Origin of the sequence: Saccharopolyspora karakumensis, from assembly GCF_004349225.1 — a bacterium.
Classification (GTDB): domain Bacteria; phylum Actinomycetota; class Actinomycetes; order Mycobacteriales; family Pseudonocardiaceae; genus Saccharopolyspora; species Saccharopolyspora endophytica.
The window spans coordinates 46,912-58,700 of sequence record NZ_SMLA01000014.1; the positions used below are offsets into that span (position 1 = coordinate 46,912).

10 protein-coding genes are annotated in these 11,789 nt (G+C 69.6%); 8 read left to right on the forward strand and 2 right to left on the reverse strand.

Going from position 1 to position 11,789, the window contains the following annotated elements:
* Nucleotides 1–225: 225 nt before the first annotated feature.
* The 5 genes from E1202_RS12400 to E1202_RS31425 all read left to right on the forward strand — a co-directional run bounded on the left by E1202_RS12400 (nt 226) and on the right by E1202_RS31425 (nt 7,408).
* Complete coding sequence (locus E1202_RS12400; protein ID WP_132683096.1) at nt 226–1,926, forward strand: thiamine pyrophosphate-binding protein; 1,701 nt, start codon at nt 226–228, stop codon at nt 1,924–1,926.
* Nucleotides 1,927–2,021: 95 nt separating this feature from the next.
* Entirely contained in the window at nt 2,022–3,248 is a 1,227-nt protein-coding gene (gene frc, locus E1202_RS12405; protein WP_132683098.1) for a formyl-CoA transferase, read from the forward strand.
* Between the two features lies 1 nt (nt 3,249).
* A complete protein-coding gene (locus tag E1202_RS12410) occupies nt 3,250–5,379 on the forward strand; it encodes an acetate--CoA ligase family protein (protein WP_132683100.1) in 2,130 nt (709 codons plus the stop codon).
* 210 nt (nt 5,380–5,589) lie between these two features.
* Nucleotides 5,590–6,996 carry an Nramp family divalent metal transporter gene (locus E1202_RS12415; protein WP_132683101.1) on the forward strand — a complete coding sequence of 469 codons (1,407 nt, stop codon included), beginning with the start codon at nt 5,590–5,592 and terminating at the stop codon, nt 6,994–6,996.
* A 1-nt stretch (nt 6,997) separates the two neighbouring features.
* Nucleotides 6,998–7,408, forward strand: a complete 411-nt coding sequence (locus E1202_RS31425; RefSeq protein ID WP_165943840.1) for a hypothetical protein — start codon at nt 6,998–7,000, stop codon at nt 7,406–7,408.
* 25 nt (nt 7,409–7,433) lie between these two features.
* On the opposite strand, the gene E1202_RS12425 is transcribed toward E1202_RS31425, so the two are convergent.
* Nucleotides 7,434–7,622 carry a hypothetical protein gene (locus tag E1202_RS12425; RefSeq protein WP_132683103.1) on the reverse strand — a complete coding sequence of 63 codons (189 nt, stop codon included), beginning with the start codon at nt 7,620–7,622 and terminating at the stop codon, nt 7,434–7,436.
* Between the two features lie 68 nt (nt 7,623–7,690).
* On the opposite strand from E1202_RS12425, the gene E1202_RS12430 reads away from it, so the two are divergent.
* Nucleotides 7,691–9,031 (forward strand): MFS transporter, encoded by a 1,341-nt coding sequence (locus E1202_RS12430; RefSeq protein WP_165943841.1) that lies wholly within the window; start codon nt 7,691–7,693, stop codon nt 9,029–9,031.
* A gap of 79 nt (nt 9,032–9,110) precedes the next feature.
* The gene (locus E1202_RS12435) at nt 9,111–10,691 is read left to right on the forward strand and encodes a phytoene desaturase family protein (RefSeq protein WP_132683107.1); all 1,581 of its coding nucleotides are present in this window, start codon (nt 9,111–9,113) and stop codon (nt 10,689–10,691) included.
* A 73-nt stretch (nt 10,692–10,764) separates the two neighbouring features.
* Here the strand turns inward: E1202_RS12435 and E1202_RS12440 are convergent, their stop codons facing one another.
* Nucleotides 10,765–11,220: a hypothetical protein gene (locus tag E1202_RS12440; protein WP_132683108.1), complete on the reverse strand. Its 456-nt coding sequence runs from the start codon at nt 11,218–11,220 to the stop codon at nt 10,765–10,767.
* Here E1202_RS12440 and E1202_RS12445 point away from each other — a divergent pair.
* A complete protein-coding gene (locus tag E1202_RS12445) occupies nt 11,213–11,734 on the forward strand; it encodes a lytic polysaccharide monooxygenase auxiliary activity family 9 protein (protein ID WP_132683110.1) in 522 nt (173 codons plus the stop codon). The genes E1202_RS12440 and E1202_RS12445 overlap by 8 nt on opposite strands.
* Nucleotides 11,735–11,789 lie beyond the last annotated feature (55 nt).

Sequence of the window (11,789 nt, forward strand, 5' to 3'; positions counted from 1 at the left end):
GCAAGATTCTCGCTCGCTCCGGCTCCCGGCGAGCACCGAAACCGGTCCGCTGACCAGCTGTTCCGCGTCCTAAACGTCCACTGTGGACGAGGTTCGGCCGGTGATGAATCCCGCGGCGACCTATGGACACCCGCGCTTCGCTGCGGTATCCCTGATACGAACCTCATACGGTATGCAGTATGGAGACGACCGCAGACGCGTGTTCACACAAGGGGATGAGCGCTGATGGCCCAGACGGCACCCGACAACGCAGGCGAACCCGATCAGATCTCCGGCGGTCACCTCGTCGCCAAGGCCCTCAAAGCCGAAGGCGTGGACACGATCTTCACCCTCTGCGGTGGCCACATCATCGACATCTACGACGGCTGCGTCGACGAAGGCATCGACGTCATCGACGTGCGCCACGAGCAGGTCGCCGCCCACGCCGCCGACGGCTACTCCCGCATCACCGGCAAGCCCGGCTGCGCGGTGGTCACCGCGGGACCCGGCACCACCGACGCGGTCACCGGTGTGGCCAACGCCTTCCGCGCGGAGAGCCCGATGCTGCTCATCGGCGGCCAAGGCGCGCTGTCACAGCACAAGATGGGCTCGCTGCAGGACCTTCCGCACGTGGACATGATGAACCCGATCACCAAGTTCGCCGCCACCGTGCCGCACACCGAACGGGCCGCCGACATGGTGTCGATGGCCTTCCGCGAGTGCTTCCACGGCTCCCCCGGCCCGTCGTTCCTGGAGATCCCGCGCGACGTGCTCGACGCCAAGGTCCCGGTCGACAAGGCCCGCATCCCGCAGGCCGGCGGCTACCGGGCCACCACCCGCTCGGCGGGTGATCCCGACGCGGTGCAGAAGCTGGCCGACCTGCTGGTCAAGGCCGAGAAGCCCTGCATCCTGCTGGGAAGCCAGACCTGGACCTGCAGGGCCACCGAATCGGCCGTCAAGCTCGTCCGCGAGCTCAACGTCCCCGCGTTCTGCAACGGCGCCGGCCGCGGCACGCTCCCGCCCGGGGACCCGCTGCACTTCCAGCTCGCGCGCCGCTACGCGTTCCAGAACTCCGACCTGATCATCATCCTCGGCACCCCGTTCGACTTCCGGATGGGCTACGGCAAGCGCCTCTCCCCCGAGGCGACGGTCGTGCAGATCGACCTGGACTACCGCACGGTCGGCCGCAACCGCGACGTCGACCTGGGCATCGTCGGCGACGCCGACGCCGTGCTCACCGCGCTGTCGCAGGCCGCGTCCGGACGCACCGACAACGGCGCCAGCGGGCGCAAGGCGTGGGTGCAGGAACTGCGCGAGGTCGAGAGCGCCGCGCTGACCAAGCGCCTCCCGCGCCAGCACTCCGACTCCTCGCCCATCGACCCGTACCGGCTGGTGCACGAGATCAACGAGTTCCTCACCGAGGACTCCATCTACATCGGCGACGGCGGCGACATCGTCACCTTCTCCGGCCAGGTCATCCAGCCCAAGGCCCCCGGCCACTGGATGGACCCCGGGCCGCTGGGCACCCTCGGCGTCGGTGTGCCGTTCGCCATGGCCGCCAAGAAGGCCTGCCCCGACAAGGAAGTGGTGTGCCTGTTCGGGGACGGCGCGTTCAGCCTCACCGGCTGGGACTTCGAGACGATGGTGCGCTTCGACCTGCCTTTCGTGGGCATCGTCGGCAACAACTCCTCGATGAACCAGATCCGCTACGGCCAGATCGCCAAGTACGGCGAGGACCGCGGCCGGGTCGGCAACACCCTCGGCGACATCCCCTACAGCAAGTTCGCGCAGATGCTCGGCGGTTACGGCGAAGAGGTCCACGACCCCGCCGACATCGCCCCCGCGCTGCAACGCGCGCGCGAGTCCGGCAAGCCGTCGCTGATCAACGTCTGGGTCGATCCCGAGGTCTACGCCCCGGGGACGATGAACCAGACCATGTACAAGTGAGACCACCGTTCCCGCAGCCCTTTTCCGCGTCGAGGTGCCAGTAGCGAGAGTCGACCGAGCGGCTACGCCGCTTCAGGAGCAAAGAGGTGCCAGTCATGAGTGCATTGGAAGGCGTGCGCGTCCTGGACATGACGCACGTCCAGTCCGGACCGTCCGCGACGCAGATCCTGGCCTGGCTCGGGGCCGACGTGGTCAAGCTGGAGGCACCCACCGGCGACATCACCCGCAAGCAGCTGCGCGACGTCGCCGACGCCGACAGCCTCTACTTCACGATGCTCAACTGCAACAAGCGCAGCATCACGCTGAACATGAAGTCCGATGCGGGCAAGGAGATCTTCACCAGGCTCGTCGCCGAATCCGACGTGCTGGTGGAGAACTTCGGCCCCGGGACCGTGGACCGCATGGGCTTCACCTGGGAGAAGCTGCGCGAGATCAACCCGAAGCTGATCTACGCCTCCATCAAGGGGTTCGGCGACGGGCCCTACACGCACTTCAAGGCCTACGAGGTGGTCGCCCAGGCGATGGGCGGTTCGATGTCCACCACCGGTTTCGAGGACGGCCCGCCGATGGCCACCGGCGCGCAGATCGGCGACTCCGGGACCGGGATCCACACGGTGGCCGGGATCCTCGCCGCGCTGCTGCAGCGCGAGCGCACCGGAGCCGGCCAGCGCGTGTCGGTGGCGATGCAGCACGCGGTGCTGAACCTGTGCCGGGTGAAGCTGCGCGACCAGCAGCGATTGGCGCACGGGCCGCTGCGCGAGTACCCCAACGCCGACTTCGGCGACGAGGTCCCGCGTTCGGGCAACGCCTCCGGCGGTGGTCAGCCGGGTTGGGCGGTGCGCTGCAAGCCGGGCGGCGACAACGACTACATCTACGTCATCGTGCAGCCGCAGGGATGGGCACCGATCGCGAAGCTGATCGGCAGGCCCGAGCTGATCGACGATCCCGACTGGTCCACGCCGGAAGCACGTCTGTCCAGGCTGGACAAGATGTTCAGCATGATCGAGGAGTGGACGCTCGGTCACGACAAGTGGAGCGTGCTGGCGGCGCTCAACGAGCACAACGTGCCGTGCGGTCCGATCCTGTCGACCAAGGAGATCATCGAGGACGCCTCGCTGGCCGACAACGACATGATCGTCAGCGTCGATCACCCCGAGCGCGGCGAGTTCAAGACGGTCGGCTGCCCGATCAAGCTCTCCGACTCCCCCGTCGACGTCCGGCGCTCGCCCCTTCTCGGCGAGCACACCGCCGAGGTCTTCCGGGACCGGCTGGGCATCGACGAGTCCGAACTGGCCGAGCTCAAGGCGAACGGAGTGATCTGAAGTGGCATACGACGGTGCCCGCGTGCGGGAGGTGCTCGACGCGGTGCGGTCCGAGGGCCGGGCGGCGCTGACCGCGCCCGAAGCCAAGCAGCTGTGCGACGCCTACGGCATCCCCACCGCCGGTGAGGGCCTGGCCACCAGCCCCGACGAGGCGGTCGCGCTGGCGGCCGAGTTCGGCGGCCCGGTGGCGTTGAAGATCGTCTCCCCGGACATCCTGCACAAGACCGATGCCGGCTGCGTGCTCGTCGACGTCAGCGGCGAGGACGACGTGCGGGCCGGCTACGGGCAGATCCTGGCCAACGCCCACGCCCACGTCGAGAACCCCGCGATCGCCGGGGTGCAGGTGCAGCAGATGGTCAGCGGCCAGGAGGTGATCGTCGGGGCCACCACCGACCCCACCTTCGGCAAGGTCGTGGCCTTCGGGCTCGGCGGGGTGCTGGTGGAGGTGCTCAAGGACGTCACGTTCCGGCTGGCTCCGCTGAGCGCCGGGGAGGCCAGGGCGATGCTCGACGACATCGCCGCGGCCGAGGTGCTGCGGGGAGCGCGCGGCGCGGAACCGGTTGACGCCGACGCGCTCTCGGAGGTGCTGCGCCGGGTCTCCGAGCTGGTCAACGACTTCCCGGAGATCGCCGAGCTGGACCTCAACCCGGTCTTCGCGACGCCCTCGGGCGCCACGGCGGCCGATGTGCGGATCGTGCTGCAGACCGGGGAACCCGCGGTGGCGCCGCAGCGCTCCCAGGAGGAGATCCTGGAGTCGATGCGGCGGCTGATGACGCCGAGCAGCATCGCGGTCATCGGGGCCTCCAACGAGGAGGGCAAGATCGGCAACTCGGTGATGAAGAACCTGATCAACGGCGGGTACGCGGGCGAGATCCACCCGGTCAACCCCAAGGCCGACGAGATCATGGGCCGCAAGGCGCACAAGAGCATCACCGAGGTGCCGGGCGAGGTGGACGTCGCGGTGTTCACGGTGCCGGCGAAGTTCGTGGCCTCCGCGCTGGAGGAGTGCGGCGCGAAGGGCGTCGCGGCGGCGGTGCTGATCCCCTCCGGCTTCGCCGAGACCGGCAACCACGAGCTGCAGGAGGAGGTCGTGGCGGTCGCCCGCAAGCACGGCATCCGGCTGCTGGGACCCAACATCTACGGCTACTACTACACCCCGCAGAACCTGTGCGCGACGTTCTGCACCCCCTACGACGTGCGCGGCGGGGTGGCGCTGACCTCGCAGAGCGGCGGCATCGGCATGGCCATCCTGGGCTTCTCGCGCACCACGAAGATGGGTGTGTCGGCGATCGTCGGGCTGGGCAACAAGTCCGACGTGGACGAGGACGACCTGCTGACGTTCTTCGAGCACGACGACAACACCAACGTCGTGGCCATGCACCTGGAAGACCTCAAGGACGGGCGGGCGTTCGTGCGGGCCGCCAAGAGCATCACGAAGAAGAAGCCGGTGGTGGTGCTCAAGGCGGGTCGCACCGACATGGGCGCGCGAGCGGCCAGCTCGCACACCGGGGCGCTGGCCGGCAACGACAAGGTCTACGACGACATCCTGCGCCACTCGGGCGTGGTGCGGGCTCCCGGGCTCAACGAGATGCTGGAGTACGCGCGGGGGCTTCCGGTGCTGCCCACGCCCCAGGGCGAGAACGTCGTCATCATCACCGGCGCCGGCGGTTCCGGGGTGCTGCTGTCGGACGCCTGCGTGGCCAACGGCCTCGACCTGATGGACATCCCGCCGGACCTCGACGCGGAGTTCCGGCGCTACATCCCGCCGTTCGGGGCGGCGGGCAACCCGGTCGACATCACCGGTGGTGAGCCGCCGAGCACCTACGAGGCCACCATCCGGCTCGGGTTGCGGGATCCGCGGATCCACTCGCTGATCCTGGGGTACTGGCACACCATCGTCACCCCTCCGATGGTGTTCGCCGAACTGGCTTCCCGCGTGGCCGAGGAGGCACGCGCGGAAGGGATCGACAAGCCGATCGTGGTGTCGCTGGCGGGCGACACCGAGGTGGAGAAGGCGGCGGACTACCTGTTCGACCACGGCATCGTCGCCTTCCCCTACACCACCGAGAAGCCGGTGGCGGTGCTGGGCGCGAAGTACCGGTGGGCCCGCTCCGCCGGACTGCTCGGCTGATCGGCCGCCTGTCAGGCACGCGGCGGAGCCGCCTTCTCCTCGCCTCACCCGAGCACCCGGTTCCGCCGCCTGCACCGCCGAGCAAAGCTCCACAGCAAACAATGGACAAGGAGGTCCGATGTGGACGCTGACAAGGCGCCTGGGAGAGACGATCAAGAACCGGTATTAGAATCCGGCGGCCGGGTCTGGAGCGCGGGTGGGCTGGAGCCCATGCCCATCCGCAAGCTTCCCGACGCGCCGCCGTCCATCCACCTGCTCGGCCCCACCGTGTTCCTCGTCGCGCTCGGTGTGGGCATGGGCGAGTCCTACATGTGGCCCCGGCTGGTGCTGATCTTCGGCCCGGAGATCCGGTGGCTGTTCCTCATCGGTGTCACGCTGCAGGCCGTGGTCATGCTGGAGATGGCCCGCTACGCGATGGCCACCGGGGAGAGCATCTTCTCCGGTGCGGCGCGCGTGGCCAAACCGCTCATGTGGTTCTTCTTCATCACCGCGATGGCCGTCTACATCTGGCCCGGTCACCTCTCCGCCGGGGCCGCGGCCCTGGAGCAGATCACCGGGATCCCCTGGTACATCTCGGGATGCGTCGGGCTGCTTCTGGTCGGGGTCATCTTCACCATGGCCAAGGTGATCTACAGCCTGCTGGAGAACGTGCTGTCGATCCTCATCGGCCTGCTGGTGGTGGGAACGGCCGTCATCGCCTCGCTGGTGGGCAACCTGGACGACCTGACCAGCACGATCGCCGGCATGTTCCACTTCGGGTACTTCCCGGACGCGGCCATGTCACCGGAATGGTTCCCGGTCGTGGTCGGCGCGATCGCCTTCGCTGGCCCGTCGGGCATGCAGCAGATGTGGTACACGCTGCACCTGCGCGATTCCGGCGCCGGCATGGGTTCGCACATCCCCCGCATCCGCGGCCTCAGGCACGCGGGCGAGGAGGAGGTCATGCCCTCGCGCGGGTTCATGTTCGACACCGACGACCCGGCCGAGATGGCCAAGTGGAAGGGCTGGCGGCGCTGGGTCACCTTCGACGCGCTGCTGCTGTTCTGGGGCGTGACGATGCTGGTGACGATCTCGTTCACGGTGCTGGCGCAGTCGGCCTCGCGGGAGAACCCCGACGTGAAGTCGCTGATCGAGAGCGGTGAGCGGGAAGCAGCGCTGTCGGCGATGGCGGACGCCTTCTCCTCGGCGGGTTCTCCGATGCTGGGCACGGTCTTCCTCGGGTTCATCGCCCTGATCGGGCTCAACGCGACGCTCGGGCTGTTCGACTCGTTCTCCCGGGGCCAGGCCGACATGACCTACAACTTCGTGCCGGGGGCCAAGCGCTTCCGGATGTCGCACCTCTACGCCGCGTTCCTGTGGGGCGTGATCATCTTCGGGATCCTGATCCTGCTGTTCGGCCCGGCCGACGGTCCGAGCGCGATCCTGGACATCCTCGCGTTCCTGTCCACCTTCGCGATGGGCGCCTACTGCGTGGTGCTGCTGCTGGTGAACAACAGGATGCTGCCCAAGCCGATCCGCCCGAAGTGGTGGAGCAACCTGATCATCGGCGCGGGCGCGGTGTTCTACCTCGGCATGCTGTTCTACAGCCTGGTGCGCTTCGGAGTGGTCGTGAGCTGACATGACCGAGACGACGAGGATCACCGCCCCGGGTCTGGTCATCGGCGCCGTCGCCGGGCTGTTCACCGCGTTGTTCGCGCTGGTCGCCGGCGCACCGCCGGCGTGGGCGGTCACGGCCGGGCTGATGCTGGCGGTGCCGCTGGCGGCCTTCGGCGCCGGGTGCAGCGCGCTGCGGCTGCGCGGGGTGCTGCGCGGCGGCGCGTTCGCACCCGTCGCGCTGTACTGGCTGATCGCGTTCCCGCTGGCGCGGCTGGTGCAGGAGGTGGGCACCAGGCTCGCGGTGGGCGACAGCTTCTCGCTGCCGCCGCAACCGGTTTCGTTCCTGATCTACCAGGCGCTGATCAGCGTGGGGTTCGCGATCGGTTTCGTGTGGGTGCAGGAACGGCTGGTCCGGGGTGGTGCCGGGAGATGAGCGCACCGGTCACCACCACCGACGATCAGCCGCGCGCGTCGACGAGCGGCCCCTCGTCGACGTGCTTCGGCTCGGGCCGCGCGCCACCGCGCCGGTCGTCCTGACGAGCCGATTCGATCGCGGCGGACGTGGCCAGTCCCAGCATGCGCCCGTCCGCCGCGAACCCGCGCGGCATGCGTTCCAGACGGCGCAGGATGCTCCCGATGATCCGCATTGTGCTCACCTCCTCCCGATTATCTTGCATACAGTATGCCGTTGCCATGTCGGGTTGGCGAAGTCCTTGTGAGCAGCAACACCCGAGCCGAGCGGACGGTGACACCGGTGCCCGAGAAGTGGGCGATGATCGGACTGCACACGCCGAAGCTGGAGGCGCGCGACCACCACGGCCGCCGCTACCGGGTCGGCGAGCGACCGCGCGAGCTCACCGGCCTGCCCCGCGCGGCGATGCTGTGGGCCTGCTGGCTGCCGATGCTGCTGGTCGGAACCATGCAGTACGCCTTCGGCGCGGCCATCCCCGGATTGCTGGCCGCCGGGCACGACCTCGCGGGTCTGTGCTGGACGCTGGCCGCCTGGGCGGTGCTGCAGGCCGGCGCCGGACTGCCCAGCGCCCACCTGCGCCAGCACGACCGGGCCGGACCGCGAGCGATGCTCATCACCGGCGGCATCCTGTGCGCCGCAGGCGTTCTCAGCCTCGGCCAGGGCGTGGCCGCCGGGTACGCCGTGCTCGGCGGGATCGGGGCCGGCCTGGTCTACGCCGCCTGCACCTCCACCACCGAGAAGTGGTTCCCGGAGAACTCCGCGGCCAGGGTCGGCATCGTCACCGGCGCGTTCGCCTACGGCGCCACCCCCTTCGTCATCGCCCTCACCCTCGCGCCCCGGCACGTCGAGGCCGGGCTGACCGCCTTCGCCCCCGCGCTGCTCGTGGCCGTGACCGCGTGCGGGCTGCTCATCGCCGATCCGCCGCGGCACTGGTGGCCTGCGCACGTCGACCACCACCGCTGGGCGCGGGCGAACCCGCCCGCCGCGCGGGAGTTCTCGGCCGCCGAGGCGCTGCGCACCCCGGCGCTCGCGGTGATGGCGGCGAGCCTGTTCTGCGCAGCCGCCGTCTCGCTGTTCGACGCGGCCTTCCTGGCGCTGCTGGCCGCACCGCTGTCCCCGGTCGCGGCGATCGCGCTGTTCGTGGCCACCAACGGCGCGGGCCGGACGCTGGCGATGGCGATCGCCGCACGCCTCGGCCGCCGCCGCACGCTGCGCTGGGTGGTGACCGTGCAGGCCGCGGGCCAGGTGCTGCTGCTCATCGGCATCGAGCAGGCCTCCGCCGGGTGGCTGGTGGCCGGGGCGACGGTCGCCGGAGCCGGTGGCGGAGCTTTCTACCCGCTGTTCGCCGCGCTGGCCCGGGAGTGCTTCGGCCAGCACCGCAGCATCGAGGTGCACGGGCTGGTCTACAGCGCGAAGGGGGTCAGCGGTGTGGTCGGCATCGGACTCGGCTGGGTGGCGCTGGCGACCTGGGGCGCACCGGTCGCGCTGGCGCTCGCCGCGGTGCTGTCGCTGGGCTCGGCAGTGCTGTGCGGACGGTGGCACCGACCCGGGTTCCCGAAAACCCTTCCGACCGCCAAGCCTTGATCGGTATAGGTTCAAATGCGAAGATCTTTCCGCTTGATGTGGTGATCATGGGCTTGCGAGCCCCGGGAAGGTCGGCTTGATGAGCGCCGAAATCGATGTGATCGTCGTCGGAGGCGGCATCAACGGCCTGGTCGCCGCGGCCGAACTGGCCCGGGCGGGCCGGTCCGTGCTACTGCTGGAGCGCAACGACCGGCTCGGCGGCTTCATCGCATCCGAGCAGCGCACCGTCCCCGGCTACGTCCACGACACCTACTCCTCGTGGCACCCGCTGTTCCTGGCGGGCCCGGCCTACGCCTCCCTCGGCCCGCAGCTGCACGAGCACGGGCTGGTCTACCGCAACACCGACTCCTGGGCCGCGGCCAGCGTCGCCGACGACGGCCGGGTGACGAGGAGCCACCGCGACCCGGCCACGACCATCGCCGCCTTCGAGCACGACGCCGACCGCGACGCCTACCTCTCCATGCTGGACCGGATCGGCGCCAACATCGCCGCCATCAACCGGATGCTCGGCGGCGAGCTGCGGTCGTGGTCGATGCTGTGGCAGGGCGCCAAGTTGATCAACACCGGTGGCGTGCGCGGCGCCGAGGGCTGGCTGCGGCAACTCGCCACCAGCGGCCGCGCCCTGTACCGGCGCGAGTTCCGAGGCCACGAGGTCGACCACCTCTTCACGCCCTGGCTGCTGCACGCCGGACTGGGACCGGACCACGCCTCCGGCGGGCTGATGACCGGGCTGCTCGCCGCCGGGCTGCACGGCGCGGGCCTGCCCGTCGTGGAGGGCGGCGCGGGCAACTTCGTGACCGCCTTCTCCAAGTTGCTGGACTCGCTGGGCGTGCAGGTCCAGACGGACACCGAGGTCGAGCGCGTCCTCGTCGAGGACGGCCGCGCGATCGGCGTCGTCGCGGGAGGCCGGGTGCTGCGCGCACGGCGCGGCGTGATGGCCTCGGTCGCGCCCTCCGCGCTCTACGGCCGGCTGCTGCCGCCCAGCGCCGTCAAGCCGCAGCTGGTGCGCCAGGCCGAGAAGTTCCGGTACGGGCGAGCGGCGATGCAGATCCACGTCGCGCTGTCGGCCCCGCTGAAGTGGCGCGACGAGCGGCTGTCGGCGTTCCCGATCGTGCACCTCACCGATGGCTCGTCGAGCACCGGCATCGCCTGCGCCGAAGCCGAAGCGGGCCTCCTGCCGCGCCGGCCCACCGTCGTGGTGGGCAGCCAGTACCTGCTCGACGAGACCCGCGTGCCCCGGGGCGCGGCATCGCTGTGGCTGCAGCTGCAGGAACTGCCGTTCCACCCGCTCGGCGACTCCGCCGGGGAGCTCGACACCAACCGGGGCTGGACCCGCGAGCTGGCCGAGGGATACGCGCGCCGGGTGCTCGACCGGCTCAACGCCCACGCTCCCGGCCTGCACGACCTGGTGTGCGCGGTCGACATCATCAGCCCGCCGGAGCTCACGGCGCACAACCCCAGCGCCGCCGAGGGCGACCCCTACGGAGGCAGCACCGAGCTCGACCAGAACTACCTGTGGCGACCGCTGCCCGCAGCGGGCAACCACGCCACGCCCATTCCCGGCCTCTGGCACATCGGGGCCTCCACCCACCCGGGCCCCGGCATGGGCGGCGGCTCCGGCTACGCGGCCGCCAACGCCCTCATCAAGCGCACCCGCTGAACCTCTCCCCTGCACCCGGAACTCCCGACGGGGGCGGTTTTGGCCCGAACCGACCGGACGAATCGGGAATTGATCATGCACCGACCCAAACCCGCCCATCGTCAACGGACTTCCCAATCTCGGGATGCGGTGCGATTTCGGGGAATGGAAGAATGATCTTCGCGCGTCGTTGATCATTTCTCGCCACCTCGCCGATCAGCGCATTGCGCTGCGTCATACTGCCGAATTCCGCTGCACACATCCAGGCATCGGGAAAAACGGCAATCGGATTGGGAAAATCCGGATCAATCGACGATCCTCTCCATCCTCGCAGGTCAGCCCGTTCGCATGGCGACTCCGACCCGGATGCGTAGCCGAGTCGTCCTTGACCGGCCCGCAGGCCCGAATTATGGTCCAGACCACTAACTGATTTGGCGATTCCCCTTCCGCGACAGGCATTCTGAACAACGGTTCGCCGCCGATGGGTTCCGCTGTTCGGAATCGATTCACCCTGGTCGCGACTTCCCCCGAAGGAGCTGACAATGCCCAATCGCAAGATCTCCGCAGCCATGGTCGGTGCCGCCGTCGCACCGTTCCTGATCGCGATCCCCGCCGGGACCGCGAGCGCCCACGGCTACGTCGACGCACCGCCGAGCCGCCAGGCCCAGTGCGCCGCCGGCACCGTGCAGTGCGGTTCCATCACCTACGAGCCGCAGAGCGTCGAGGGCCCGAAGGGCCTCAAGAGCTGCAGCGGCGGCAACGAGAGCTTCGCCGAGCTCGACGACGACTCCAAGGGTTGGACCGCCACCCCGATCGGCACCCAGGCCACGTTCAACTGGAAGCTGACCGCCGCGCACGCCACCACCACCTGGGAGTACTACGTCGGCGACAAGCTCGTCGGCTCGTTCGACCAGGGTGGCCAGCAGCCGCCGCAGCAGCTGTCGCACAACGTCGACCTGTCCGGCTTCAGCGGGCCGCAGAAGGTGCTCGCGGTGTGGAACGTCGCCGACACCGCCAACGCCTTCTACGCCTGCATCGACGTCAACGTCGGCGCCATCAAGTAAGCACCACCGCGAGGACGAGCGGGCGGGCCCGACCCCTCGCCACCGGGCCCGCCCG

What these genes read in the sequence shown, in the direction of transcription:
- E1202_RS31425 (WP_165943840.1), top strand. Translation starts at nt 6,998, where the DNA reads ATGACCGAGACGACGAGGATCACCGCCCCGGGTCTGGTCATCGGCGCC.
- E1202_RS12445 (WP_132683110.1), top strand. Translation starts at nt 11,213, where the DNA reads ATGCCCAATCGCAAGATCTCCGCAGCCATGGTCGGTGCCGCCGTCGCA.
- E1202_RS12435 (WP_132683107.1), top strand. Translation starts at nt 9,111, where the DNA reads ATGAGCGCCGAAATCGATGTGATCGTCGTCGGAGGCGGCATCAACGGC.
- frc (WP_132683098.1), top strand. Translation starts at nt 2,022, where the DNA reads ATGAGTGCATTGGAAGGCGTGCGCGTCCTGGACATGACGCACGTCCAG.
- E1202_RS12415 (WP_132683101.1), top strand. Translation starts at nt 5,590, where the DNA reads ATGCCCATCCGCAAGCTTCCCGACGCGCCGCCGTCCATCCACCTGCTC.
- E1202_RS12400 (WP_132683096.1), top strand. Translation starts at nt 226, where the DNA reads ATGGCCCAGACGGCACCCGACAACGCAGGCGAACCCGATCAGATCTCC.
- E1202_RS12425 (WP_132683103.1), bottom strand. Translation starts at nt 7,622, where the DNA reads ATGCGGATCATCGGGAGCATCCTGCGCCGTCTGGAACGCATGCCGCGC.